Origin of the sequence: Pseudarthrobacter sp. DSP2-3-2b1, from assembly GCF_049895945.1 — a bacterium.
Classification (GTDB): Bacteria; Actinomycetota; Actinomycetes; order Actinomycetales; family Micrococcaceae; genus Arthrobacter.
The window spans coordinates 80,170-105,473 of record NZ_JAFCTI010000011.1 but is presented as its reverse complement, the minus strand read 5'-3'; the positions used below and the strand labels follow the sequence as shown (position 1 = coordinate 105,473).

21 protein-coding genes and 1 tRNA gene are annotated in these 25,304 nt (G+C 65.1%); 9 read left to right on the top strand and 13 right to left on the bottom strand.

The genetic code is table 11. From position 1 onward, the window contains the following. Together ACP7AX_RS14335 and ACP7AX_RS14330 are read left to right on the top strand one after the other, a co-directional pair. Positions 1–1,180: DUF222 domain-containing protein (locus ACP7AX_RS14335; protein WP_426227213.1), on the top strand; the 1,180-nt coding region annotated here is incomplete at its 5' end. Between the two features lie 835 nt (positions 1,181–2,015). Beyond that, the gene (locus ACP7AX_RS14330; RefSeq protein WP_426227318.1) at positions 2,016–5,048 is read left to right on the top strand and encodes an alpha-amylase family glycosyl hydrolase; all 3,033 of its coding nucleotides are present in this window, start codon (positions 2,016–2,018) and stop codon (positions 5,046–5,048) included. A 10-nt stretch (positions 5,049–5,058) separates the two neighbouring features. On the opposite strand, the gene ACP7AX_RS14325 is transcribed toward ACP7AX_RS14330, so the two are convergent. Both ACP7AX_RS14325 and malQ read right to left on the bottom strand, forming a co-directional pair. Then, positions 5,059–5,982, bottom strand: a complete 924-nt coding sequence (locus ACP7AX_RS14325; RefSeq protein ID WP_426227211.1) for an SDR family oxidoreductase — start codon at positions 5,980–5,982, stop codon at positions 5,059–5,061. 195 nt (positions 5,983–6,177) lie between these two features. Then, positions 6,178–8,415, bottom strand: a complete 2,238-nt coding sequence (gene malQ, locus ACP7AX_RS14320; protein WP_131684745.1) for a 4-alpha-glucanotransferase — start codon at positions 8,413–8,415, stop codon at positions 6,178–6,180. A gap of 314 nt (positions 8,416–8,729) precedes the next feature. Here malQ and ACP7AX_RS14315 point away from each other — a divergent pair, with 314 nt between their 5' ends. Then, positions 8,730–9,290: a DapH/DapD/GlmU-related protein gene (locus tag ACP7AX_RS14315; RefSeq protein WP_131684746.1), complete on the top strand. Its 561-nt coding sequence runs from the start codon at positions 8,730–8,732 to the stop codon at positions 9,288–9,290. 62 nt (positions 9,291–9,352) lie between these two features. Here the strand turns inward: ACP7AX_RS14315 and ACP7AX_RS14310 are convergent, their stop codons facing one another. Then, positions 9,353–9,532: a hypothetical protein gene (locus ACP7AX_RS14310; protein WP_426227208.1), complete on the bottom strand. Its 180-nt coding sequence runs from the start codon at positions 9,530–9,532 to the stop codon at positions 9,353–9,355. A gap of 129 nt (positions 9,533–9,661) precedes the next feature. Here ACP7AX_RS14310 and ACP7AX_RS14305 point away from each other — a divergent pair, with 129 nt between their 5' ends. Continuing rightward, positions 9,662–11,257 carry a carboxylesterase/lipase family protein gene (locus tag ACP7AX_RS14305; protein WP_426227206.1) on the top strand — a complete coding sequence of 532 codons (1,596 nt, stop codon included), beginning with the start codon at positions 9,662–9,664 and terminating at the stop codon, positions 11,255–11,257. Here ACP7AX_RS14305 and ACP7AX_RS14300 read toward each other — a convergent pair. The 6 genes from ACP7AX_RS14300 to ACP7AX_RS14275 all read right to left on the bottom strand — a co-directional run bounded on the left by ACP7AX_RS14300 (position 11,195) and on the right by ACP7AX_RS14275 (position 17,773). Continuing rightward, positions 11,195–11,635: an SRPBCC family protein gene (locus ACP7AX_RS14300; protein ID WP_426227204.1), complete on the bottom strand. Its 441-nt coding sequence runs from the start codon at positions 11,633–11,635 to the stop codon at positions 11,195–11,197. The two genes, ACP7AX_RS14305 and ACP7AX_RS14300, sit on opposite strands and share 63 nt — an antisense overlap. A 45-nt stretch (positions 11,636–11,680) precedes the next feature. Then, the gene (locus tag ACP7AX_RS14295) at positions 11,681–12,736 is read right to left on the bottom strand and encodes a HoxN/HupN/NixA family nickel/cobalt transporter (RefSeq protein WP_426227202.1); all 1,056 of its coding nucleotides are present in this window, start codon (positions 12,734–12,736) and stop codon (positions 11,681–11,683) included. A gap of 115 nt (positions 12,737–12,851) precedes the next feature. Continuing rightward, entirely contained in the window at positions 12,852–14,450 is a 1,599-nt protein-coding gene (locus ACP7AX_RS14290) for an AMP-binding protein (RefSeq protein WP_426227200.1), read from the bottom strand. Positions 14,451–14,579: 129 nt separating this feature from the next. Continuing rightward, on the bottom strand, positions 14,580–15,584 hold the full coding sequence (locus ACP7AX_RS14285; RefSeq protein WP_131684752.1) for a substrate-binding domain-containing protein: 1,005 nt from the start codon (positions 15,582–15,584) through the stop codon (positions 14,580–14,582). A 27-nt stretch (positions 15,585–15,611) separates the two neighbouring features. Next, the gene (locus tag ACP7AX_RS14280; protein WP_426227198.1) at positions 15,612–16,187 is read right to left on the bottom strand and encodes an HhH-GPD-type base excision DNA repair protein; all 576 of its coding nucleotides are present in this window, start codon (positions 16,185–16,187) and stop codon (positions 15,612–15,614) included. Positions 16,188–16,246: 59 nt separating this feature from the next. Further along, positions 16,247–17,773, bottom strand: coding sequence for an alpha-N-arabinofuranosidase (locus ACP7AX_RS14275; RefSeq protein WP_426227196.1), 1,527 nt, complete (start codon positions 17,771–17,773; stop codon positions 16,247–16,249). A 275-nt stretch (positions 17,774–18,048) separates the two neighbouring features. Here ACP7AX_RS14275 and ACP7AX_RS14270 point away from each other — a divergent pair, with 275 nt between their 5' ends. Both ACP7AX_RS14270 and ACP7AX_RS14265 read left to right on the top strand, forming a co-directional pair. Further along, positions 18,049–18,246 carry a hypothetical protein gene (locus ACP7AX_RS14270; RefSeq protein WP_426227194.1) on the top strand — a complete coding sequence of 66 codons (198 nt, stop codon included), beginning with the start codon at positions 18,049–18,051 and terminating at the stop codon, positions 18,244–18,246. Then, entirely contained in the window at positions 18,243–19,115 is an 873-nt protein-coding gene (locus ACP7AX_RS14265) for an ANTAR domain-containing protein (RefSeq protein ID WP_426227192.1), read from the top strand. The genes ACP7AX_RS14270 and ACP7AX_RS14265 overlap by 4 nt, the downstream gene beginning before the upstream one ends. A gap of 278 nt (positions 19,116–19,393) precedes the next feature. Here the strand turns inward: ACP7AX_RS14265 and ACP7AX_RS14260 are convergent. Next, positions 19,394–19,466, bottom strand: a tRNA-Lys gene (locus ACP7AX_RS14260). A gap of 202 nt (positions 19,467–19,668) precedes the next feature. On the opposite strand from ACP7AX_RS14260, the gene ACP7AX_RS14255 reads away from it, so the two are divergent. From ACP7AX_RS14255 to ACP7AX_RS14245, 3 genes are all read left to right on the top strand, one after another. Further along, positions 19,669–20,328, top strand: a complete 660-nt coding sequence (locus ACP7AX_RS14255; RefSeq protein WP_131684755.1) for a hypothetical protein — start codon at positions 19,669–19,671, stop codon at positions 20,326–20,328. Between the two features lie 283 nt (positions 20,329–20,611). Further along, a complete protein-coding gene (locus ACP7AX_RS14250; RefSeq protein WP_426227189.1) occupies positions 20,612–21,229 on the top strand; it encodes a DUF47 domain-containing protein in 618 nt (205 codons plus the stop codon). Between the two features lies 1 nt (position 21,230). Beyond that, on the top strand, positions 21,231–22,244 hold the full coding sequence (locus ACP7AX_RS14245; protein WP_426227187.1) for an anion permease: 1,014 nt from the start codon (positions 21,231–21,233) through the stop codon (positions 22,242–22,244). A gap of 158 nt (positions 22,245–22,402) precedes the next feature. Here ACP7AX_RS14245 and pstB read toward each other — a convergent pair whose 3' ends face one another. The 3 genes from pstB to pstC form a co-directional block, all read right to left on the bottom strand. Continuing rightward, positions 22,403–23,182 carry a phosphate ABC transporter ATP-binding protein PstB gene (gene pstB, locus ACP7AX_RS14240; protein ID WP_426227185.1) on the bottom strand — a complete coding sequence of 260 codons (780 nt, stop codon included), beginning with the start codon at positions 23,180–23,182 and terminating at the stop codon, positions 22,403–22,405. A 62-nt stretch (positions 23,183–23,244) separates the two neighbouring features. Continuing rightward, complete coding sequence (gene pstA / locus ACP7AX_RS14235; RefSeq protein WP_426227183.1) at positions 23,245–24,357, bottom strand: phosphate ABC transporter permease PstA; 1,113 nt, start codon at positions 24,355–24,357, stop codon at positions 23,245–23,247. Then, complete coding sequence (gene pstC, locus ACP7AX_RS14230; protein WP_131684760.1) at positions 24,358–25,290, bottom strand: phosphate ABC transporter permease subunit PstC; 933 nt, start codon at positions 25,288–25,290, stop codon at positions 24,358–24,360. It lies immediately after the preceding gene. Between the last annotated feature and the right edge of the window lie 14 nt (positions 25,291–25,304).

Sequence of the window (25,304 nt, the reverse complement as noted above, 5' to 3'; positions counted from 1 at the left end):
CCCCGCGCTGTCCTCCCGGGCCGGGACCATCATCAGCCTCACCCTGGACCGGCTCCAACACCGCACCACCCCCGAAACCCTCACCCGGATCGAAACCGACCTCACCCGCACCGCCGCCACCGCAGACCCGGACTTCCTCGCCCGCGTGGCCCGCCGCTGGTCCGACACCCTCGACGCCGACGGCACCGAACCCAGCGAAGAAGCCCTCCGCCACACCCAGGGCGCCTTCATCCGCAAACCCCGCCACGGCCTCCACCACCTCGAAATCTTCGCCACCACCGACCAATACGAACACCTCCTCACCGTCATGAACACCGCCACCAACCCCCGCACCACCACACCGGCCACCAGCAAAACCGGCACCGGCAGCAGTATTGGCACAGACAGCATTGACACGGACAACAGCGGCTGCACCGACGGCGGCACAGGCAGCGAAGCCGGCGGCAGCGGCCAGGACGGCTGGGCAGACCCGGACCCCGACGTGGAACTGGACCGGCGCACCCGCTCCCAAAAACAACTCGACGGCCTCATCGGCGCCGTCAAAGCAGCCCTCTGCAGCGATGCCCTGCCCATCACCGGCGGAAACCGCCCCCAAATCCTCGCCACCATCCACTACCAGGACCTCCTCCCCCACCCCATGGGCGGCACCACGACAGAGACCCCCACCACCACCGATCCAAGCACGGGCACAGGCACGGGCACCGGCACAGGCACAGGCACAGGCACAGACAACGTGAGGGGCACAGGCACCTACACCTTCACCGGCCCCGTCGCCGCCGCCACCCTGCGCAAACTCGCCTGCGACGCCGACATCATCCCCGTCCTCCTCGGCACCAACAGCGAAATCCTGGACCTCGGCCGCAAAACCCGCCTCTTCACCCCCGCCCAACGCCTCGCCCTCACCGCCCGCGACCAAGGCTGCACCTTCCCCAACTGCACCATCCCAGCACCCTGGTGCGAAGCCCACCACATCACCTACTGGTCACAAAACGGCCCCACCAACACCAACAACGGCGCACTCCTCTGCTCACACCACCACCACCTCATCCACAAAGAACAATGGACCATCACCACCGGCCACGGCACCCCCTGGTTCACACCCCCACGCCACATCGACCCCACCCAAAAACCCCAACAAAACCACTACTTCAAACCACCCCCACCACCACAACGCGAATAACCCAAGGCCGGCTCAACGCTGCGCCGGCAGACCGGCACTACCAACAACCTGTAATTCGATTCCTGAAACGCGGGCGGCGATAGCAACACCGACGGCGCCGGACCTACAGCAAAGATCCACCACGACGGCGGGCGTATCTCCATGGCGGGTCTGCGACTGGTCAGCCCCCTACAGTGCGACGGCCTCCTTCACCAGAAGTTCGGTGCGGCTGCGGGGAACAAAAACGCCCGCACCAAACTCAATCCGGAGCCCGCAAAAGCTTGCCCGGCCCAGGACTTGCTCCAGCGGGAAGCCGGCGACACGTAGCTCGGCCGACGAAGCGAGTTCGGCAGCGCTTGACGCTGCCGAGAGGAGCAGCTGAGCTTCCTCCTCCGCAAAGACACACCCGGCGGACCGAAGCCGGTCTTAAATGTCATCAAAAGAAGCTAACCGCGCTTCACTGGCTGGCATGCGAACGCCCTCGCTGAGTCGGCGCACTTTGGTACACCCCTGCCGTCTCCGCCCGGGCTGCGCGGACCCTTGGCAGCTGCAGACTAGCCCTTCACAGCAGAAGCCAAAAGACTGGATTTATTCAATGCAAGCGCTTACAGTCTGACGTGGTTCACAGTACGGCGGTCATTGATCGCCCGGTGCACCGAGTCTCAACCCGCCAGGTGGCCTGGAAGCCATCTGCGCGGCCTTTCGAAACAAACGCAGCCTGTTCAGCAACGCAGCTACCAGGAAGGTCTCTCCTGACGTGAAAAACCGCACTCTCAAGGGCTCCACCCCAAGCCTTCAACCAGCCACCCGCAAGACAACTTCCAAACGCACCCCTCTTCTTCGCGCCGGCGCTGGCATCCTCGCGGCGGCCTTTGCCGCCACAACCGCTGTGCTCCCTGCGCATGCTGTCCCCGACCCGGCAAAGCCCGGCCCCGACAAGCCGGGAACGCCGTCGTCGGCTGCCAGCCACTCGCTCCGCGCCCCGGTGACAGACGAGAACTTCTACTTCGTCATGGCGGACCGATTCAGCAACGGGGATACCTCTAACGATCTCGGCGGGCTGCCGGCAGACCCGATGGTGTCCGGCTTCGATCCCACCAAGAAGGGCTTCTACAACGGCGGCGACCTGGCAGGTTTGCTGGACAAAATCGACTACATCCAAGGCCTGGGCACCACGTCCATCTGGCTGACCCCCAGCTTCAAGAACAAAGCAGTGCAAACGGAGGACAAGTCCGCCGGCTACCACGGCTATTGGGTCACCGACTTCACGCAGATCGATCCCCACCTCGGTGCCAACGCCGAACTGCAGGCCCTCATTGACGAGGCCCACGCCCGGGGAATGAAGGTGTACTTCGACATCATCACCAACCACACGGCGGACGTGATCGGCTACGAAAAAAGCGACGGAGGAGGGGCCCGCCAGCCCTACAAGTCAAAGGACTCTGATCCCTACAAGACGGCGGCCGGGGTGGAGTTCGACGACCGTGACTTCGCAGGCTTGGACAGCTTCCCGGAGCTCGACCCCACGACGTCCTTCCCCTACGAACCCGTGCTGCAACCAGGCGAGGAAAACCTGAAGGTTCCAGGTTGGCTGAACGACAAGGAGCTGTACCACAACCGCGGCGACACCACTTTTGTGGGCGAGGACTCCTACTACGGGGACTTCTTTGGCCTTGACGATCTCTTCACTGAGCACCCCACCGTGGTGGAGGGCATGGAGGACATCTACGAGACCTGGATCGGCGACTTCGGCGTGGACGGCTTCCGGATCGACACCATGAAGCACGTGAACAACGAGTTCTGGCAGGAGTTCGGACCGGACGTCCTCAACTATGCCCATGAACAGGGCAAGGATGAGTTCTTTATGTTCGGCGAGGTATTCGACACCACCAAGAGCTTCACATCGCAGTTCACCACCCGGAACGAAATGCAGGCCGTCTTGGACTTCCCGTTCCAGGATGCCGCCCGCAACTTTGCCTCCAAGGGCCAGGACACCCGCTCCTTGGAGACGTTCTTCGCTACTGACGACTGGTACACAGACGCCGATTCCAACGTCTACCAGCTGCCCACATTCCTGGGCAACCATGACATGGGCCGGATCGGCAGCTTCATCGCCGCGGACAACCCCGGAGCAACCGACACCGAACAGGTGGCCCGTGATCAGCTGGCCCACGAGCTCATGTACTTCTCGCGTGGCAATCCGGTGATCTACTACGGCGACGAGCAGGGCTTCACCGGTCCAGGCGGGGACCAGGACGCCCGGCAGACGCTCTTCGCCAGCCAGGTGCCGGAATACCTCGATGACGATCTCCTCGGTACCGACGCCACGCACGCAACGGACAACTTCGACGCAGCGCACCCGCTGTACGCCAAGATCAGCCAGCTCGCTGCCCTGACCAAGGAGCACCCGGCCCTGCGCGACGGCGCCCACCAGCACCGGTTCGCCTCCGAAGGACCCGGGATCTACGCCTTCTCCCGGACCGATGCCGAGGACCAGCGCGAATACGTTGTTGCCCTGAACAACAGTGAGCAGCCGCAGACCGCAGAGGTTCCCACCTACACCGGCAAGCGCAGCTACACGAAGATCTACGGTGATGGCGCCGCCGAGGTGAAGACCTCCGCGGCGGGCAAGCTGACAGTGACGGTCCCGCCGCTGTCCGCCGTGGTCTACCAGGCATCGGGGCGCATCCCGCACTCCAAGGCGGCCCCCGCCGTCGCGCTCCGGGAACCTGCCGCGGCACCCGCGGACAACGGGCGGATCAACGTAACGGCCGACGTCGGCGGTACGTCGTTCTATGAGGTTACCTTCGAGGCGAAAACGGCAGGCGGTGGCTGGGAACCGATCGGCACGGATGACACTGCGCCGTACCAGGTGTTCCATGACGTGGCAGCGCTGGATGCCGGAACGGCCCTCGAATACCGGGCAACCGTGCTGGACAATGGGGGCCACACAGCCACCAGCCAGTCCCGCGCAGCAGCAGTTCCCGCACCGATCCTGACCCTGCAGAAGCCTGCCGAAGGCAGCGGCGTGAAGAGTCCCGTGGAGCTCAGCGCCACCGCGGACCCCGAGAAGGCAAGCCATGTTGTGTCCTTCGAGCGCAGTGTGGCCGGTGGGGCGTGGACAGCCGTGGGCTCGGATGATTCCTCGCCGGTGTACTCGGTGATGGATGAACTGGCGGCCTTGGGACTTGCTGACGGCACTAAGGTCCAGTACCGCGCCACCATGACCGGCCCCGGGTTCACTGTGGCAAGCGAGACGCGGACCGTGTTTGTGGGCGAGGCTCCGCAGCCCGATTCCGTGGCGGTTGCCGGGGACCTGAACCTGGCGATGGGCTGCGACGAAGGGGATCTAGACTGCCCGCAGGCCCTGATGATCCTGGATCCGGCGGACAAAATCTGGCGGCTCACCGTTGACCTGCCCGCGGGACAGTACAGGTACAAGGCTGCGCTGAACGGCGACCCGGATGCGAACTTTGGCGCCGGCGGAGTCTTCCAAGGCGCGGACATTGTGCTGGACCACCCGGGCGGAGCCGTGACGTTCCGCTACGACAACAGCACACACATCCTCAGCGCCGTCTACGCCTCACAGCAGCCCGGGGCGGTTGCCATCGCAGGGAGCCTCAACACCGAACTCGGGTGCCCGGAGGACTGGGCTCCCGCCTGCAGCCAAGCCCAGCTAACGCTGGACCCGGCAACCATGGTGTGGAAGCTGGCCGTCGAGAAGCTGCCGGCAGGCACCTACAAGTTCAAGGCGGCGCTGAACCGTGGCTGGGACGAGAACTACGGCGCCGACGGTGTGGCCAACGGCGGCGATATCACCTACATGCACGACGGCGGCCCGGTCACCTTCCGGTACGACCACTTCACCCACCTGCTCACGGCGGGTTAATCCGAGGAAACTAACGGCGTCGCGGGCCTGGGTGCGAGGTGTGCCCCAGGCCCACGACGAACCGTCTGATGGCGATCTCGGCCGTGGGAGGCTCGCCGAAGAACTGCCGCTGCAGGGCTGTGTCCGCAACATAGCGGCCCGACTGGAACCACTCCAACATGGCGGCACTATCCTTGGCCGTCGCGTTGACCGGCCCGAGGACCGTCCCCACTGCCCGCAGGACGCCCAGGGGAATGGACCGCACGCGGATGGGCCGTCCGGCGAGGCGGCCCACGATGTCCGCAATGTCCTGCATCCCCAACGCCCGGTCCCAGCCGATGTCGATACGCTGCCCTTCCAGCCCCGGAAGGTCGACGGCCTCTGCCAGGTAGGCGGCGACATCGGAGGTCAGCACAAAGGTCAACGGGATCTGCGGGGATCCCAGCCAGGTCAGCCGCCCCTTGCTGATGGGGTCGCCGCCGAACCGCGTGACCTGGTCAAGGAACGCCCCTGGCCGCAGCGCCACAAACGGAACACCGAGTTCCTGCAGCTTGTCTTCAGCCAGTTTCTTGTGCCAGAAATGGGGCACCTGAGGCGTCCGGTCACAGGTGAGGATGCTGGTGAAGACGAACCTGCGGATGCCTGAGCGGCTCGCTGCTTCAGCCAGGTTGGCGTTGCCCACGGTGTCGGTTTTGGGGGTGTCGCCTTTGCGGTGCCTGGTGTAGCCCGCCGCCGAGGTAACCACGGCATCAATGCCCTCCATGGCCCGCAGCAGGGACCAAGGGTCCAGCATGTCGCCCCGGGCGATATCCACACCGGCGGCCGCCAGCCGTGAGGCATCCGAGCCGGGACGCACCAGCGCCCGGACGTGCTTACCGCGCTTGAGCAGCTCAGTGACAACCTGGCTGCCCAGCATGCCGGTGCCGCCTACTACGAGTACAGGTCGGTCGGCCATGAGGTTTTCCTCCACTGAACGCGTGCCAGTGCTTCTGGGCGTGCCAGTGCTTCTGGGCTTGCCAGTGCTTCTCCGACCGCGCCGCCAGGCATCACCGGCGCTGCCCTTTCACATTGTCGTCCCACACATTCGGACCCGCCAGTCCCTTCTGACCGCAGTTAGGGCCCGCAGTCGACCACCAGTCAGGACCACCAACTAGGACCGCAGCGCGTCCTCCACCGCTGCCAGCAGCGAGTTGAACCGGGCGTTGACGGGGAGGTCGTCGATGAGGACAGCCCGGCCGTCCGGATCGCCCAGCGGGACCTGCCAGTTCGGATACAGCGCCTCGGTGGTTCCCGGCTGGTTCTGCACGCGCCGCTCTCCCACGGCATCCACCAACGCCACCCCCAACAAGACCGACGGCGACTGGGCCAGCAGGCGGTGCAGCGCCTCGATGGTGTGTTCTTCGGTCACCGACGGACCGGATCCGGGATCTGCTCCCTGGTCCACGCCCTCCGGCAGCAGCCCGCGTTCGCGGAGCAGCCCCATCATCTTTTCCAGCGTGGCCACATGCTCAACCCGTTCCTCAGCCTCGGACCGTTCCAGCAGGCCCAAGCGGCTGCGCAGGCCCACGTGGTCACCCGCAAGGTAGCCCGCGGTGGGCGGCAGATCGTGGGTGTTCACGCTGGCGAGGGCCTGGGTCCGGTACCGTTCGGGCGGAAGTGGAGAGTCGCCGTCGTTCTCGAACCAGAGAATAGAGGTCCCCAGGATGCCGCGGGCGGCAAGATAGTCCCGCACCCAAGGCTCGAACGTACCGAGGTCCTCGCCGATCACCACTGCGCCGGCCCGCTGCGCCTCAAGCGCCAGGATCCCGATCAGCGCCTCGTGGTCGTACCGCACATAGGCACCTTCGCGCGGGGAGTTACCGGCTGGGACCCACCACAAGCGGAAGAGGCCCAGGACGTGGTCCACGCGGATGCCGCCGGCGTGCCGGAGGACGGTGGAGAGCATGTTGCGGAACGGTGCGTAGCCCGCCTCGGCCAGCCGGCCCGGATGCCACGGCGGCTGGTTCCAGTCCTGGCCGAGCTGGTTGTACATGTCCGGCGGTGCGCCCACACTCACTCCGGGGGCAAGGACGCCGCGCAGCGTCCAAGCGTCGGCGCTGCTGAGGTCCACGCCCACGGCCAGATCGTGCACAACCCCCAGGCGCATTCCGGCCCGGCGGGCCGCCAGCTGCGCGCTCTCCAGCTGTTCGTCGCAGATCCACTGCAGCCAGCGGTGGAAGCCGATCCGGTCCCCGAGCTTTGCCCGCAGGGACTCAGCCTCGGGTGAGCCGAGCGCGCAATCCGGGTCAGTCCAGAGCGGGCTTTCCGGCGCAACGTCCTCGCGGATGGCGGACCAGAGGGCAAAGTCGTCCAGGCCGGACCCGGAAATCCTGCAGAACTCATCGAACGCTGCCTGCCGCGCCGGCGAGCGCCGCGCGTGGTACAGCAGCTCCAGTGCCTGAAGTTTGGCAGCGTAGACGGCGTTCCGGTCCAGGCGGTCCCCGTCCCTATTCAGGCTATGGACCTGCTCCTGCAGCCGGTCCACGGCGGCACGCTTCCGGGGTTTGAGGTAGGCCAGTTCCGGGACGGCCTCCACCCGGATGTAGATCGGATTGAAGAAGCGCCGCGTGGATGGGGAGTAGGGGGAGGGCTGGACCGGCGGCACCGGCTCTGCGGCGTGCAACGGATTGACCAGCACATAATCGGCGCCGCGCTCGCCGCTCAACGTGGCCAGGTCCGCGAGGTCCGCGAAGTCGCCGATACCCCAGGAACGCTTTGACCGCACTGAATAGAGCTGGGTGGCGAGCCCCCAGCCGCGCCGCTCCAGCAGCGGCCCGGCAGTGGTGAGCCGCTGGGGAACCACCACCAGCGCACCCTCGGCAGTGACGCCGTCGGACTCTGCGTGGAGGGTATGCCAACCCATCGGCAAATTGTCCGGGAGGGCGAACGTGGCACGGCCGGTGGGGACGCCGTCAACGTCCTGCGGCTGGACCCAGATGTCCAGTTGGGCAGCTTCCACCACTCCCGCACCGTCCTCGAGGACGATGTTCAGCTGTGCTGTGGCACCGTCCGGGACGTGGACGGGAACCTGCGCGGTTTCGCCCTGTTGGACGACGACGGCGGGCGGCAGCATCCGCCGCCAGGGCGCCAGTTCCGCCTCGGCCAGCGCCGCTTCAATAAGCGCGTTGGTCCCGGCTTGGACGCCCAGCGACGCCAGGACCTTGATCAGGGTATCCGGGGCGACGCTGTGCGGCAGACCATCCCAACCCTGGAAGGTGGTGCCTACGCCGTGCGCGTCCGCAAGACGCTGCAGCAAATGCTGGTCCACCGGCTCATGACCTGCCGCGTCGGCCGGTCCAGATGATCCTGGCGTGCCGGCGAGTTGGGTGAACTGGTCTGGAGCCTTCATGGATGTCCGCCTCGTCTGGTGGGATGGGCCTGAACTTACAGTGCTGCCTGTGTGCTTGCGTCATGCTGGTGTTGAATCCGGGGTTACAGGCCCCGGCAAACCGCTGGTTCCGATTATTGCAGGGCAGCGGAAGCCCGCGAAAAGGGCTTGCCCATCCTCACCTTGAATGACGGACCATCCGGCCAGGTCCCGGCTACGAATAACTGTTACGGGTTCGTCTGGGTAACCGGATGCTGCCTTGCGGGAATCCGGTTGGGTTGCAGGGCGTTAACCCAGATGCGAGCAAAACCGTTGCGCTTCGATCAAGGAATGGAATGAACGCGAAGTTTGTATCAGTTGAGGACGACACCGGAAAGGTCACCCGGTACGTCCGCCATGCCAATGGCGGCGGGTTCGTGGCACCGGGGGCCGAGGTTGCCGAGAGTGCCCGCATCGGCCAGATGACCTATGTGGAGCATGGTGCTTCCATCGGTTCCGGCTGCCGCGTAGGACACGGCAGCTGGATCGACCGGGAGGCGAAGATCGGCGATAGGACGGTGATCGGCGATGGCGTACGGATCGGCCGCGGCACAGTGATTGGCAGCCGGGCACACATCGGGAGCCACTCGCGGATCGGCTCCGGTGTCCTGGTGGAGCACGGTATCCACCTTCATGCGGACAGCACAGTGCCCGACGGCGGCGAGGTCCTGGCGGGATCGCGCCGCGCTGTGCGGGTGCCGGCTGCGCGGACAACGGCTGCGCGGACAACGGCTGGGAAGTCGGTGGCTGCGAAAACGGCGGCCGTGCGGACGCCCGCGGTGAAGAAGACGCCCGCAGCGCGGACTCCGGCAGAGCAGCGCCCGGCACGTAAGTCCAAAGGCCGGATGGCCGCATAAGTCCCCCTGCCCATAGGCAGGGGGTAAGTCAGGGTCTCAGCGGCAAGGCGTCAGCAAATCCATCAAAAGAGGGTGGCCTGGTTGCCTTCGGCCCGTTCGGGGACAGAGTCATCGGTAATCGGTGATGCCCATGCTGCCCGTATGCCGGGGAGGCCCGGAAGCAGGTCTTCAATGGTGGATTGACCGGCCAGCACAGGTATTTCAGCCGCCAGGCCGCTGATTTCCATTTCCGCAGATTCCACGCCAGAGAGCATATTCGAGCGGGACGGATTTGGGACGTAGACACTCCATCGGGAGCCGATCGGGACCGGCACGGTCCGCACGAACACCCCGGACCCCGCGCACATGGCACTCATCTAAGCTGATCTTTTATGAGCCTCGTTTCCACACCGCTGGGCAGCGTCCGCGGCACCCGTCAGGTCCTCAACGGGCTCCCCGTGCACAGCTTCAGGGGGGTTCCGTACGCGGAATCACCCGCCGGCGAGCGCCGTTTCCTGCCGCCGGTTCCGGTGCTTCCCTGGGAAGGTGTCCGCGACTGCACCGCACCGGGCGCCATGGCGCCGCAGAATCCGGACGACTTCACGCCGCCGTCGGCCGGTTTTGCCACCCTGTGGGACGAGGCTTCCTGCCTTCACCTCAATATCTGGACCCCGGCCCCGGACAATGCCAGGCGCCCGGTGATGGTGTGGATTCACGGCGGTGCCTACGTCACCGGCTCAAACAACGGCAGCATGCACGACGGCGGGCCACTGGCTGCGGCGACAGACGTTGTAATAGTGGCCATCAACTACCGGCTGGGCGCCTTCGGGTTCTTACACTTGCCCCAACTGCTGGGTCCGGGCTACGAAGACTCCTCCAACGCCGGGCTCCTCGACCAGTTGGCGGCGTTGGGCTGGGTTGCGCGGAACATCGCCGCGTTCGGCGGTGACCCTGCCAACGTCACTGTTTTCGGCGAGTCCGCCGGGGCGGCTGCCATTGGAACCCTGCTGGGCATGCCGGCGTCGGAAGGGCTGTTCCGCCGCGCCATCATGCAGAGCGGAACGGCCGAACGGTTCAGGACCCCCGCCGGATCCGCGGAAGTGACCCGGGATTTCCTCCGGCTGTGCGGGCTGGACGAGTCGCGTGCGGCCGAACTGCTCACCCTGCCGGCCCCGCGGCTGCTGGCGGCACAGAAAGCGCTCATCGACACCGCCGCGCCGCACAGCTTCGGCGTTCCCTTGCCGTTCCAGCCCACGGTTGAGACGCCGGCGCTGCCCGAACCGCCGCTGGCCGCGGTCCGGAACGGCCGGAGTTCCGCGGTGGACCTGCTGGTGGGCACCAATCTCAATGAGGGCTCGTTTGCAGTCGAAATGCGCCCGGGCTACCCGAGTGACCCGCCGCGTTTTGAAGACCGGGTGGAGCTGGTTTTGGGCGGAGACTTTCCGGATCCTGCCCGTGCCCGCCCGGGCTTCGCGGACGCCCTGGCTGACAGCCTGGGCAAGGATCCTGACGGGCGGGAGCAGCTGGAGGCCTGCCTGGCCGATCTGCAGTACCGCCAGCCCAGCAACCGGCTGCTGGACGCCCGGCAGGGATCGGCCGGCTCCACCTTCAGTTACCTGTTCACCTGGGCGAGTCCGGCGCTCGGTGGAAAATTGGGCGCCTGCCATGCCCTCGAGATCCCGTTTGTGTTCCGGCAGACAGGCAACCGCGAAGCACGCTTCCTGACCGGTGGCACAGCACCGGCGGATCTGAGCGGAATGATGAGCCGGGCCTGGGCAGCCTTCGCCCGCGCCGGGACTCCCGAGGCTCCGGGACTGCCGGAATGGCCACGCTACTCAGTTCCGCAACGGCACACCATGATCCTTGACGGCAAGCCGGGGGTGGAAGCCGATCCGCGCGGTTCCCTCCGGGAATTCTGGCTGGGCTCAGCGGGCCGCGAGGGAGTTCAAGGTGTCCCGGATTCCATTCAGGGCCGGATCCCGCAGTGACATAAAAGCCGGCTTCAGAAGGGGCTGGAGGATCTTTGCCGGGCCCTTGATTTCAAATTCGGCGGTGTAGGTGACCAGCGATCCCTGCCGGGAGGGGCCCACATCAATGGAATCGAAGGCCGTGACGGACTTGTTCTCGCCGCGTAGTTTGATGTGGCGTTCGGTCAGTTCGATCACTTCGTACTCCAGCGACTGGCGTTTGCCACGGAACTCGGACTCCGCGTGGTACCGGTGCCCCACCGCAACGGGGCCGGGAGTGAGCTTGTCCATGACGGGGGTGCTGGGGTCCCACTCACTGGTGTTTTCAAACTCCGACAGAAAGGCGAAGGCCTTTTCCGGGGACAGTTTTGTTTCGATGGAGCCGTCGACTTTGATCATCCACCCAGTGTAGGAACCCGGGACCCCAAGCACACCCCTTCAGGCTCAGGAATGTCCTGCCTTTCTCCCGCCCCGTCCGGGCAGCGATGCCGCAGCCCACACCGCCAAGAGCAGTGCGACGAGCAGCAACCCGGCTTCACCGAGGTCAACGGATCCCAGCCAGCTGGTGAGCGGATCGCCCAAACCAAAGGCGGCATTGAGGAGGCCACCGAGGGTGATCACCGCAATGAACAGAGCCGAGAGCGCCGAGATCCCCGTGACCGCGGCATTGAAACCCAACTTACGGCGGGGCTCGTCCAGAGCGGAACGGTACAGCCGCATCATGGCCACGCCGTTGAGCGAATCGCAGAGCGTCATGGCAGCCGTGAAGGCGAGCGGAAGCGCGATCAGGGCGAGGAGCGAGACGCCAGCCAGCGAGGCCGCCGTCGTCATCATCAGCAGGCCGATGGTGGTGGCGGTGTCGAAGCCCAATCCGAACAGGAAGCCGATGACGTAAATGTGGCGCGGCCGGCTGACCCGTGACAGCGGCCTGGCAAGGAGCCTGGCGACGAACCCCTGCGCTTCAAGGTCCTTGGGAGCAATGGGCTCGCCGCCGGAGCGTGACCTCCGGAGGACGCGGGCGGCGCGGACAAAGGCAGAGCCATTGAACAGCCCCATCGCCAGGAGGAAGAGCCCGGACACACCGCTGCCGATCAGGCCAAGCACCAGGCTTCCTGCTGACCCTTCCCTCACCAGCTCCCCCATCACCCCGGCGCCGGCAATGACCAAGAAGCCCGCCAGGATCACCACGGAACTGTGCCCCAGACTGAACGCGAAGCCCACGCTGACGGGATCCTGCCTTTGGGCCACGAACTTGCGGGTGGAGTTGTCGATGGCGGCCAGGTGGTCCCAGTCGTAACTGTGCTTGATTCCGGCGAGGTAGGCGGTCAGCACCAGGCCGAGGGCGAGCGGCTGGCTGCCGGGCGCGGTGCCGCTGAGCAGAAGCAGGACGGCGGCCGCATGCAGCGCGGCAACGGCACCGAAAGTGGACAGCAGCCGGGTCCGCAGCGGGAGGGTCTCCCGGTCCCGGTAGAGCACGCCAAAGTAGCTCAGTGCAGTCATGTGTACCTCCTCGGGCCAGGGGTACGTGCCCTCACCCGTGCCGTCTCAGGAGGTGGCCCTCCAGAAGCTTCGCCGATCTGTCATCAGAATAGGCCGTCCACGTTTCGCGGGAGTTTCAGGGCCGGGTTTGCTGCCGCAGGATGAAGCGCTGGACCTTGCCGGACGGCGTTTTGGGAAGTTCGTCCACGAAGTGGATGCGCCGGGGGAAGGCGTGGGCAGCGTATTGGGTTTTGACGAGGGTCTGCAGTTCGGTGACCAGGGCGTCGCTACCTGAGGCGTCCGCGGTGAGGACCACGTAAGCTTCCAGGACTTCACCGCGGAGTTCGTCCGGCGCTCCGATGACGGCTGATTCGAGCACGGCGGGGTGCTGGGACAGGACGCTTTCGACGTCGAACGGTCCGATCCGGTAGCCGGCCATGATGATCACGTCATCGTCCCGGGCGGAGAAGTAGTAGAAGCCGTCCTCATCCACCATTCCCGCATCCCCGGTGATGTACCAGCGGCCGTCCTCGCTGAAGCGCTCAGCAGTCTTCTCCGGTGCGTCCCGGTAACCGGAGAACCACATCATGGGGCTGTTGGCCGTGTCCACCGCCACGCGTCCCATTTCCCCCGGGGAGGCGGGTTCGTTCGCGGAGTCCTTGAGCACGGCGCAGGTCCAGCCCGGCAGGGGGTGGCCCATCGAGCCGGGACGGATCTCCCTGCGCAGGCCGTCATGCCAGGCGTTGATGATCATCATTCCGTGCTCGGTCTGCCCGTAATGGTCCCGGACAGGGACGCCGAACGTGTCCTCGGCCCAGGAGATCACCTCGGGCGTGAGCGGCTCCCCCGCGGAGGACGCCCGGCGGAGGCTGATGTTTTTTGCCGCTGCGGGCCTGGAACGGAGGGTGCGGTACACAGTGGGTGCGGCGGCGAAGTTGGTCACCATGAAGTGTTCCAGGACGGCAAAGCTGAGTTCCGGGGAGAACCCGGCATGCAGCAGCAGGCTGCGGCGGCCGGCCGCAAGCGGCCCTAGGATCCCGTAGTACAGCCCGTAAGCCCAGCCGGGGTCGGCGGCGTTCCAGAACACGTCATCCTCGCGGACATCCAGGCCATATTCGATGTACTGGCGGAATGCGGCCAGGGCCCGCAGCGGTACGGGCACGCCCTTGGGCGCCCCGGTGGTCCCGGAGGTGAAGATCAGTACCAGCGTGCCGTCTCCCCCCACAGCTTCGGCCCGGATTCCCGGCTCGTGGCTGGCCAGCAGCTGGTGCAGGGCAAAGTCATCCCCGGCAGCATGGTTCCCGGCGACCACCACCACAGCTGCCGTTTCCTGGACCTTGCCGCGCTGGTCCTCATCGGTGATGACCACCTTGGCGCCGGAGGCGTTCAGGCGCAGTTCGATGGCTGGCCAGGCAAAAGCCGTGAACAGGGGAACGTGGACGGCCCCGCGCCGCCAGATCGCCAGGAGCATCACCACCAGGTCAGCCGATTTACCCATCAGCGTGGCCACGGCGTCGCCCGGGCCAACGCCAAGTCCGGCAAGGGCGGCAGCGCCGCGCTCGGAACACTCACGCAGCTGGCCGTACGTGATGTCCGCGCTGGAGAGGTCCGCTTCGATGAGCGTAAACGCTACGGCGTCAGGGTTGTGCCCGTCGCACAACAGCTCGGCGGCGCAGGCATCTTCCCCCGTGTACATTCTGATGGCGGCCTCGACACTGAGGGCTGGTGCAGACATGGAAATCTCCTACCGACGGTGGTGCTGGTGCACGTTTATCTCACCCATCCTAGGACCGTGCCCAGGCGACCCGCCTCGTCAGGATGTGAATGGCTCCTGCAGATTCGGCCCGCCGTTCTTCAGCGTTCCTCAGGGTGCGGAGTCGCGGACCCTCAGGACAAATCCTGCTTCAACGTGGACGCCGTCCCCGGCCGGCTCCCGCCCCTCGATCCTGTCGATGAGCAGACCAATGGACTTTTCGGCGATCTCGTCCATGCCTGGTGAGACTGTCGTGAGCGACGGCGCGGCGAACTTTGCCTCGTCGATGTCATCGAAGCCCGCAACCGCCACGGCCCGGGGCACTTCCACCCCGCGGATGAGCAGTTCGTGCATGGCGCCCAAAGCAAGGGCGTCGTTCAGGCCGAACACGGCGTCGAACACGACGCCGCCTTCCAGCAGGCTTGAGACGGCGGCAGCCCCGCCGTCGCGCCGCCATTCGCAAGGTGCCACCAGGGCAGGATCGAACGGTATGCCGGCTTCGTCCAGTGCTTTGCGGTAGCCATTGAGCCGGAGGCCAGCGGTGCCGGCTGATTCCCCGGCCTGGGCACCCACCACGGCAATACGACGGCGCCCTCCCGCCAGGAGGTGGGCTGTGACGGCTTGCGCCGCTTCCTCGTTTTTCATGGTGACCAGATCGAACCTGGAATCCACAATGTGCTCCCCGAGCATCACCACAGGCTTGCTGCCCCGGTGGGAGGCAACGGCGTCGGCGTCCAGGGCCAAAGGCGTAAAGAGCAGCCCGTCTGTCAGTTGCCGGAGCGGGCCCTGAAGCGCACCAAGTTCGTTGGCGGCCGCGGCACCGGACTGCTCCACGAGGACGCGGTAACCCCGCGACGACGCCGCGGTCATCAGCCGTGAAGCGAGCTCTGCGTAGTAGGGAGCCGAGAGGTCCGACAGGACCAGCCCCAGCATCCGGGTCTTGCCGGAACGCAGGCTGCGCGCGGTCAGGTTCGCTTCGTAGCCCAGCTCGGCGATGGCGTCCTGGACCTTCTGCTTCGTGGCAGGGCGGATGAACTCATAGTCGTTGAGGACATTGGAAACCGTCTTCAGCGATACGCCTGCTGCCCGCGCGACGTCGTTCATGGTCACTGCCATTGCGGCTACTTCCTTCCGGGCCCGCCGTCAGGCCTTGGCCGCTTTGGCAGCGGCGTTGGCCGCCTGCTTGCTGGCACGCACCTTGACGAGGGACTCCGGATCCACGATATCGGCCACGGACAGGAAAGAGTCAGCCTTGCCGTAGTGCCCGGCGGCTTCACGCCAGCCCGGAGCCTTGAGCCCGCACTGTTTGCCCAGAAGAGCGAGGAAAATCTTTGCCTTCTGCTCCCCGAACCCGGGCAGTGCCTGCAGGCGGCGCAGCACCTCTTTGCCGTCCGGCTCACCCCTGGTCCAGATGAGGGTGGCATCGCCCTCCCAGTCCCGCTGGACCGTCTCGGCAAGCGCCTGCACCCGGCCGGCCATGGAGCCCGGGAACCGGTGCACGGCCGGCCGTTCCTTGAACACCTCGATGAAGGCCTGCGGATCGTGGGCTGCAACGGTAGCCGGCTCGATCGAACCGAGGCGGGCCCGGATTTTTTCAGGCCCGGCAAACGCCGATTCCATGGTCACCTGCTGGTCCAGCAACATGCCTGTCAGCAGCGCAAACGCATCGTTGCTCAGCAGTGTGTCGGCAGCCGGGTCCCCGGTGATATGCAGTTCCATGGCCCTTATCTTTCCATCAACCGGCTGCCCGCGTCACAGGCATGACGGCCCTCTGTCCCCTATGCCTCCAGCGCCAACCGGATCATGGACCAGGACACCGCCGGGAGATCGCCGGTGAGGCGGCCGCCGTCGGCCTTCACACTGACGTTTGCGGCGGGGAGGACCGACGTCGAATCGTCGGCGGTTGCCTGCCAGTACGGGTCCTTATTCGCGAAAGTGACCGCCTCAATGACCCGGACGTTGCCCAGGCCCAAGATCGAAGCGTCGAGCTCCAGGGCATCCGTTGCGGAGCGGTTGACGGCGAACACCACTGCCTCACCGGCCTCGGCATCGAGGGTTGCGACGGCGGACAGTGCCGGGAAGTCCGGCGTCTTGCCGCCGCTGACCAGCGGGGATTCGACGGCGAGCTGCAGCACCGTTCCGGCGGCGTGGCGGGAGGTCAGGGCGAAGGGGTGGAAGGTGGTCTGCTTCCAGGCGCGGCCGCCCGGCTCGGTCATGATGGGCGCAATTACGTTGACCAGCTGCGCCAGGCTCGCTGAGTGCACGCGGTCGGTGTTGCGCAGCAGGGTGATCAGGAGATCCCCGACGACGACGGCGTCCGCCACGGTGTAGCGGTCCTCCAGGAGGACGGGGGCAACCGGCCAGTCCGTGCCGGTGGGTGCTTTGGACTCGCCGCGGCTCATGTGCCAGACGTTCCATTCGTCGAAGGAAATGTTGACCTGCTTGGTGGACTTCCTCACTGACTTCACGTGATCGATGTGGGCCACGATGTCCCGGATGAAGGATTCCATCCGGTGTCCTGCCGAGAGGTGTTCCTGGAGGTCGCCGAAGTCCTCAAAGTACTGGTGCGCGGAGATCAGGTCCACAAGATCGTAGGTCTCCGTCAGGACAACCCGTTCCCATTCGCCGAAGGTGTCCATGGTGGGGGCCGAGCTGCCGCAGGCCACCAGCTCAAGGTTCGGATCGATCATTCGCATCCCCCGGGCGGTGTCCGCGGCGAGCCGGCCGTATTCGAGGGCGTTCTTGTGGCCAATCTGCCACGGCCCGTCCATCTCGTTGCCCAGGCACCACATCTTGATGCCGTAACCGTTTTCGGCACCGTTGGCTTTCCGCTGGTCCGAGAAGGCCGTGCCGCCGTCGATATTGCAGTACTCGAGCAGGTCCAGGGCTTCCTGGGTGCCACGGGTGCCCAGGTTGACGGCCATCATGGTCTCCACGCCGGCCTTTTCAGACCATTTGGTGAACTCGTCCACGCCCACCAGGTTGGGGTCGGTGGAGTGCCAGGCCAGATCGAGCCGCGCCGGGCGCTGGTCCACGGGGCCCACACCGTCCTCCCAGCGGTAGCCGGAGACGAAGTTGCCGCCCGGGTACCGGACCGTGGAGACACCGAGCTCGCGGGTCAGAGCCAGGACGTCCGTACGGAACCCGTCCTCATCAGCCTTGGGGTGCTCCGGCTCGAAGATCCCGGTGTAGACACAGCGGCCCAGGTGTTCCACGAAGGCTCCGAAGGTCCTGCGCCTGACGGGGCCGACCGTGAAGGCAGGGTCGATGGTGATTTTGGCTGTGGCATTGTCCTGGGCGGTCATCCTGGTCCTTGTTCATTCGATCATTTACAACGTTATAGAAATCTATGTTAGTCATCTACCGCCTCGCGTCAAGGGAACCATCCTCGGAACCGCTCGGGTGGGGGCAACCGCGCGGAAGACGAGTACTCGGCGCCCAAAACCAAGTACTACCTAATCTGATAAACGAGTACCGATTACGCGTTCACCCGGACTGGCCGCGGAACTACGTTCTACTAAGAGCTAAGACTCGCAAATCTCACTGGGTTTGATCTCTCACTAGGGGGTTGTGAGAAGGAATGAATACAGGACTTACCAGCCGTGCTTTACCGGACCGGCAGATTTTCCTGGGCCTGGAGGTCCAGGAAGTGAGCGGGGCCGGCGACGAGGAGGTCTTCGAGACCAAGGCCTCTCCCCCAGCCGTCGCCGGCCCTCTGACCGCCACAATCAAGGTTCCCGCAGATCATGCATGCGGATCCGCGGTGGTCCTGAAATGAAGTTTTCAGCTTCCCAGGCGCAAACCGGCCACACGGCGGCCGCCCGCCGCCCTGGGCCCGCCCACACGGCCCAGCGCACACCCCAGTACCCTGCCCAACGCGCAGTGCCGGCACCCAGTCAGGAATCCCTCAGCAATATCAGGCCGGACATTCCACTCTCCGACGGCTACGTCCCCGACCTTGTCACAGGGACCGAAACGCTGGCGGAATCCATGGAGATCCTGGTTCAGATGGCCGCCGCCGTATTGGGCAGGACCACTGGAACCCCCGTGGACTGCGGCCTCTTCCTGAACCGGATAAAACGTGGCACCGCAACTGCCGGCACCGGCATCAAGGCCGCGCGCCTGGCCCGGCTGGAGCAGGAGGTGCATGAAGGCCCCCTGGCTGAAGCAATTGCCGGAAGCGGCACAGTGGCCATGAACCACGCGGCCACCGATTTCCGGTGGCGACGCTACAGGCCGCAGCTGCAGGACGCGGGATTCAACAGCGTCCTGGCTTTGCGGCTTCGCCTTGATGAAGGCGCCGAAGCGGCGCTCGTCTACTTCGCCACGGACGCCCAGGCCTTCCCGCTTCCGGTGATTGCCGAGGCAAGGGCCTTCGCTGACGCCGCAGCACGCGGACTCAGGCTGGTTCTGGAACTGGACACGGCCAGAACCCGGGCCTCGGACCTGAAGTCCGCCCTTGAAAGCCGGACTTCCATCGACATCGCCTGCGGGGTGATCATGGCGCAGAACAGATGCTCCTACAACGATGCGATCGCCATCATCGCCAAGGCCTCCAGCCACCGGAACATCAAGCTGCGCAAAGTCGCAGAGGGCATCCTGGAGAACCTTCCCGGCGGAGCACCCAGCACACATTTCCAGCACTGACCGCCTCGGAGTGCCGCGCACATCGGGGGCCTCGGCGCGTTAAACCAAAGAAGACCAGGGCGCTACGCCACTGGTCTTCTCAGCGAAAGACCCCGCGGCACGAGTCAAGTTACACGGGGTCCTTCTTCTCAGCTCCACATTTTGGGAACATGAAAAGCTGCTGGAACAAAGATATTAGACAGCATGCTTATAATCCAAATCACATCGCCGGAATGAACCCAATGTGGCATCAAAAAGAGAAGACCAGAAGCAAAGTTGCTTCTGGTCTTCTCCGCGGGTGGGCCCTGTGGGGCTCGAACCCACGACCCACGGATTAAAAGTCCGATGCTCTACCAACTGAGCTAAAGGCCCCAGCCAACGGTCAAACGCCCCATCAGCCCAGTCCATTTCTGAACGTTAAATACTCTACCGCACGGACGCGGCCGCTTTGGCACGCGGCCCGGCGCCCGGCGTCGCACGTTTACACCCCCGAACAGCGCCGCCGCAGCCGCCGGCCGGCGCCCCACTGCAGGGACTCTCGATTTCCCGCGCGGCACAGGAGTAGCGTGGGGGCATGAGCGAACAAGCAGGAGCCTTTCACTACGGCGGCGCCAACCGGCATCACAAGCCGAAACCGTTCGCGCCCATTGACTTTGAGCCCTTCGCCGGCGGGGCGGATCCGGCCCGGGTCTCCGAAGCCGCGCACCTTGCTGCCCAGGCCCTGGTACGCCACGGCCGCGACAGTGACGATCCCGTGATCACCGAACGGCTGGTCAAACTGGCCGATGAGCAGGGCCTGGAAGCCATCGCCGAGATGTGGGCAGAGAGTCCCGCCCGGTCCCTGCCGGGCGCACTGTGGCGGCTCTACGCCATCCGCGCAGCAACGGTCCAGGATCCGGAAAGGATTTCCGTCTACTTCCGGGCGGGAAAGGACACCGCGCAGGTCTCGAATGTGGTTGCCGGAGCCGCTGAACCACCGGGAGCCGAAGAAATGCGGGCCATGGCGGACGCCATTCTCTCCGGCGCGTTCGACGGCGAGTTCGACGTCGCGCTGGAGCGTTCCGCCGCGTTCTGCCGTGTGGTGGCCCTCGGCCAGGCGACCCTTGCCGACGGCGCCGAACACGGCAATGAGGCGCACGCGAGCAAGCTCACGCGGAACTCACACCAGCTGGTCAAGACGGCCGAGGACCTGGAACATGCGGCAAATGCCTGGCGGCTCGGGGAACTCGACTGACCCACTACCGCTCATCTGTCAATGTTGACTTGAGCCAACCAACGTAGAACACTGAAACTGGTGTCGAGCCGCGAAACCCCCGGGCTTCAACAATTAGCCGCCTAGAGCGGCCTACCGCCGAGAGGCGTATCCGGTTCGGCACCATTTTTCTGCGTGTTTTCAGGCTCACACAGGGACCCACGGGTCCGGCCCGGTAGAATCATCAACAGCTGCTGGCCTGCGTCGATTCACAAGTGGGCGGCCCCCGACACCCCAGTACATCGCCCGGAGACCGGTACCCAACGTGAAGCTGCGCCTTTTCCCCCAAGAGCCCGCCGGGCTGACACTGCTCTCAAGCATGGCTCAGCAGATCGTGCTGGCAAGCGCCACCATGGCGGAGATCCTCGGCGTCCCCGCGACCGAGCACGCCAAACTCGTCGACGACATGCACAACCACGAGGCTAAATCCGACGAACTGCACTTCGCCCTGCTGACCCACATGCGCACGAGCTTCGTCAATCCCCTCCCCCGCGAAGACATGTACACCCTGTCCAGGTACCTCAACGAGGCCCTCGAAAACCTCGATTCCGCGGCCGAGCTCGTGTACCTCTACAAGCTGGAGCGGCTGCCCAAGCGCGCGGCGGACCAGCTTGAAATCATTAGCCGGCAGGCCGAACTGACCGTGGATGCCATGCGAAGGCTCAACAACCTCGACGATCTCGAGGACTACTGGATCGAGATCCTCAGGCTGGCCAAACGGGCGGAACGGACGCACAGGATCTGGGTGGCCGACATGATCCGGGACATGAAGTGGGCGCAGTATTCGCGTAACCGCGACGTCGCCAACCAACTCGTCGAAGTCACCAAGGACATGCGGCGCGTCGCCACCCAGGTAGGCAGCATCATCGTCAAGGAATCATGACGTGACAGCCGTGATTTTCGGCGTCGTGGTCCTGTTGACCGCTACGTTTGCCTTCCTTAACGGCTTCCGCGACGTCTCGACGTCGGTGGCGCTTGCCGTCCGGACGCGGGCACTCACCCCGTCCGTGGCCGTGCTGCTGGCAGCCCTCTTCAACTTCCTCGGTGCTTTGCTCAGCGCCACCGTGGTGGTGGCCGTCAGCCACACCTGGATCCACCTGCCCGAAGGCGACAGCGGCCTCAGCATCCTGCTTGCGGGTCTGGCCAGTGCCTCAGCGTGGGGCCTGCTGATGTGGTGGCGCGGCATCCCTGCGTCCTCCACCCACGCCTTGGTGGGCGGACTGGCCGGGGCCGGGCTTGCCAGCCTGGCCGTGGGCGGGGCGGGCGTGGGCGGCGTAGACCGGTCCCTGATGCTCCAGGTGGGCCTTCCCCTCCTGTTGTCGCCCGTGATCGCCTACGTTGGCGCCTACCTGCTGGTATTTCCCGCCACGTGGGCCGCCCGCTACACACAGCCCAACGTGGTGAACCAGCGGTTCCGCCGCAGCCAGGCCATCGCTGCCGGTGCCGTGGCTTTCGGCCACGGCCTGCAGGACGGACAGCGTATTGGTGCTGTGCTGCTCCTTGCCCTGTTCGCGGGCGGCTATTCCGACGGCGACAGCATCCCCCTGTGGGTAGCCCTGTTCTCTGCGGTGATGTTGACAGTCGGTACGCTTTTTGGCGGTTGGCGCATTTCGCACACCATTGGGTACAAGATCACCCGCGTTGACCCGCTGCGGGGTTCCGTGGCCCAGATTTACAGCGCTCTGATGCTGTTTCTCGGAGCGATTGCGCTCCATTTGCCGCTTTCTACCACCCATACAGTGACGTCGTCCGTTTTGGGCGCCGGCGAAAACCAGCACTTCGCCGTCACCAACAGGAAGCTCGTGATGCAGATCTTCGGGCTCTGGATCCTCACTCCTGTTGCAGCCGCCGCCGGCGCGTTTGTGGTGGCCCTGGCCTTGTCACCCTTGGCTGGATAGCCAGCCGCAGCTTAAACGCGCATCGACTGCTCCGTCAGCGCCCTTCTGAGCTTCCAAAGGGGTGCTGACGGAGCAGTCGACGCAGTGTCGCGGTGGTGATGGGCCCACGCCGCCCGGGTTCCCTGGCCGAGCCCGCGAGGTTAGGGCCGCGGCGGGGACTATCCGAAGCGGCCGGAGACGTAGTCTTCCGTGGCCTTCACCGTGGGGTTGCTGAAGATGTTCTGGGTGTTGCCGTATTCGATCAGCTTGCCCGGCTTGCCGGTGCCGGCGATGTTGAAGAAGGCCGTCTTCTCCGAAACACGGGCTGCCTGCTGCATGTTGTGGGTCACGATGACTACCGTGTACTGGTCCTTGAGCTCATTGATGAGGTCCTCGATGGCCAGGGTGGAGATCGGGTCCAGTGCCGAACACGGCTCATCCATGAGGATCACCTGCGGTTCAACGGCAATGGCCCGGGCGATGCAGAGCCGCTGCTGCTGGCCGCCTGACAGGCCGGAGCCGGGCTTTTCCAGCCGGTCCTTGACTTCGTTCCACAGGTTCGCGCCCTGCAGGGACCGCTCCACCAGGACGTCAGCCTCGCCCTTGGAGATCTTCTTGTTGTTCAGCTTCACGCCGGCCAGCACGTTGTCCCGGATGGACATGGTGGGGAACGGGTTAGGCCGCTGGAACACCATGCCGATCTGGGCGCGGACCGTTACCGGGTCAACGCCGGGGCCGTAGAGGTTGTCGCCGTCCAGCAGGACCTCGCCTTCCACGCGGGCGCCGGGCAGGACCTCATGCATGCGGTTCAGGGTGCGCAGGAAAGTGGACTTTCCACAGCCTGAAGGACCGATGAAAGCCGTCACGGACTTGGCCTCGATATAGATGCTGACGTCCTCCACGGCCAGGAAATCGCCGTAGTACACGTTCAGGTCTTTGACGTCGATGCGCTTAGACATGGTGTTCCTTCACTTACTTTGGATAGAAATAGCTTGGCAGGGCCGGCTTCCGGAGGGAAGTGTCAGCGGCCGGTCTTCGGAGCGAATGCTTTGGCGATCAGGCGGGCACCGAGGTTCAGGACCATCACCAGGATGATCAGGACCAGGGCGGCGCCCCACGCACGCTGCGATGACGGATCCGGATTCGCCGGCGAGGTGGGGTTCAGGATCTGGGTGTAGATGAACGTCGGCAGAGAGGCCATCCAGCCACCGAAGACGTTGCTGTTGATACTGGTGGCAAACCCGGCGGTGACCAGGATAGGAGCAGTCTCGCCAATAACACGGGCGATCGCCAAGGTGATGCCCGACGCAATGCCGGAGATCGCCGTCGGGATGACCACCTTGAGGATGGTGCGCCACTTGCGAACGCCAAGCGCGTAGGCCGCTTCACGCAGTTCATTGGGGACGATCTTCAGCATTTCCTCGCTGGAGCGGACCACCACCGGGATCATCAGGACTGCGAGGGCGACGGCGGCCACGGCACCGGTCTTGGTGCCCGGCCCCACCACAGCAAAGAAGAAGGCTGCGGCGAAGAGGCCGGCCACGATGGAGGGGATGCCTGTCATCACGTCGACAAAAAAGGTGATGGCGCGGGCCAGGCGGCCGTCGTTGCCGTATTCAACCAGGTAAATGGCCGTCAGCAGGCCCACGGGGACCGAGATCAAGGTGGCCACCAAGGTGATCTGAACGGTGCCCAGGAGGGCGTGGTAGATGCCGCCGATTACGGGTGCGCCCTCTTCCACCGCCCGGGTGTCGTAGACGCCCGTGACGCCGTTCATGGAACTCGTGAGGAAGCCGGGGGCGACGAGTCCGGGGACACCGTTGACCAGCACTGTCCAGATCACGGAAATCAGCGGAAGCAGCGCGATCAGGAACGAGCCCACAACCAGGCAGGTGGCCAGCTTGTCCTTGGCCTTGCGGGAACCTTCGACGACGGCGCTCCAGGTCACCAGTCCCGCTGCGAACAGGATGGCGGAGACAATGCCCCAGCCAAAGGCATTGAAGCCGATCAGGGCCAGGATTGCGGCTCCGATGATGAGCGCCAGAGCCAGGACAATGTAGGGCGCGAACGGGGGCAGCTGCCCCTTGGTCAGGGCTGAGCGCTTGCTGCGTACCGGAGTAAGAGTGGAGGACATTTAGTTTGCTCCCGAGAATTCTTTGTGCCGGCTGATGATCCAGCGGGCCACCATGTTCACGGCAAGCGTGATGAGGAACAGGACCAGGCCCGCCGCAATCAGGGTGCTCACCTTCAGTCCGCTGGCTTCGGGGAAGTTCAGGGCGATTTCGGCGGCGATGGTCTGGTTGCCGGAGGTGATCAGGCTGGCGGTGAGCGCTCCGGAGGAGAGCACCAGAGCGACGGCCATGGTCTCGCCAAGAGCGCGTCCCAGGCCAAGCATGACGGCGCTGATGATGCCCGGACGGGCGAACGGGAGGACGGCCATTTTGATCATTTCCCAGCGCGTTGCGCCAAGTGCCAGCGCGGCCTCTTCATGGAGTTTGGGGGTCTGCAGGAAGATTTCACGGCTCAGGGAAGTGATGATGGGCAGGACCATCACCGAGAGCACAATGCCCGCGGTCAGAATGGTTTTGCCGGTAGCGGAGGCCGGACCCTGGAAGATGGGCAGCCAGCCCATGTTCTGGGCGAGCCAGTTGTAGGCCGGGGAGATTTCCTTGGCGAGGAACGCAGCACCCCATGCACCGTAGATAACGGAGGGGATGGCGGCCAGGAGGTCAACCACATAACCGAGGGCCGAAGCGAGTCCGCGCGGAGCGAAGTGCGAGATGAACAGCGCCACGCCAATAGCCACAGGGGTGGCGATCACCAGTGCGATGACTGCGGCGATGAGGGTACCGATGACGATCGGCCAGATGTAGGCGAAGAAGCCTTCACCGCCCTGGATTTCAGCGGCCGGTGCCGTCAATGCCGGAATGGCCTGTACAACGAGGAACAATGCCACGCCGAACAGGACGGCGAGGATGAGGCATCCGGCGGCCAGGGCGGCGCCGGAAAAGATCTTGTCCCCGGCGCGGCCTGCGCCCTGGGAAGAACTCAGGGAGGTGGCGGTCATTGAAGACCCTTCGG

Bases quoted from the DNA above. Each gene is read 5' to 3' on its own strand.
- ACP7AX_RS14325 (WP_426227211.1), bottom strand. From the start codon at position 5,982: ATGGCCGACCGACCTGTACTCGTAGTAGGCGGCACCGGCATGCTGGGC.
- malQ (WP_131684745.1), bottom strand. From the start codon at position 8,415: ATGAAGGCTCCAGACCAGTTCACCCAACTCGCCGGCACGCCAGGATCA.
- ACP7AX_RS14315 (WP_131684746.1), top strand. From the start codon at position 8,730: ATGAACGCGAAGTTTGTATCAGTTGAGGACGACACCGGAAAGGTCACC.
- ACP7AX_RS14305 (WP_426227206.1), top strand. From the start codon at position 9,662: ATGAGCCTCGTTTCCACACCGCTGGGCAGCGTCCGCGGCACCCGTCAG.
- ACP7AX_RS14300 (WP_426227204.1), bottom strand. From the start codon at position 11,635: ATGATCAAAGTCGACGGCTCCATCGAAACAAAACTGTCCCCGGAAAAG.
- ACP7AX_RS14295 (WP_426227202.1), bottom strand. From the start codon at position 12,736: ATGACTGCACTGAGCTACTTTGGCGTGCTCTACCGGGACCGGGAGACC.
- ACP7AX_RS14290 (WP_426227200.1), bottom strand. From the start codon at position 14,450: ATGTCTGCACCAGCCCTCAGTGTCGAGGCCGCCATCAGAATGTACACG.
- ACP7AX_RS14285 (WP_131684752.1), bottom strand. From the start codon at position 15,584: ATGGCAGTGACCATGAACGACGTCGCGCGGGCAGCAGGCGTATCGCTG.
- ACP7AX_RS14280 (WP_426227198.1), bottom strand. From the start codon at position 16,187: ATGGAACTGCATATCACCGGGGACCCGGCTGCCGACACACTGCTGAGC.
- ACP7AX_RS14275 (WP_426227196.1), bottom strand. From the start codon at position 17,773: ATGACCGCCCAGGACAATGCCACAGCCAAAATCACCATCGACCCTGCC.
- ACP7AX_RS14270 (WP_426227194.1), top strand. From the start codon at position 18,049: ATGAATACAGGACTTACCAGCCGTGCTTTACCGGACCGGCAGATTTTC.
- ACP7AX_RS14265 (WP_426227192.1), top strand. From the start codon at position 18,243: ATGAAGTTTTCAGCTTCCCAGGCGCAAACCGGCCACACGGCGGCCGCC.
- ACP7AX_RS14255 (WP_131684755.1), top strand. From the start codon at position 19,669: ATGAGCGAACAAGCAGGAGCCTTTCACTACGGCGGCGCCAACCGGCAT.
- pstB (WP_426227185.1), bottom strand. From the start codon at position 23,182: ATGTCTAAGCGCATCGACGTCAAAGACCTGAACGTGTACTACGGCGAT.
- pstA (WP_426227183.1), bottom strand. From the start codon at position 24,357: ATGTCCTCCACTCTTACTCCGGTACGCAGCAAGCGCTCAGCCCTGACC.
- pstC (WP_131684760.1), bottom strand. From the start codon at position 25,290: ATGACCGCCACCTCCCTGAGTTCTTCCCAGGGCGCAGGCCGCGCCGGG.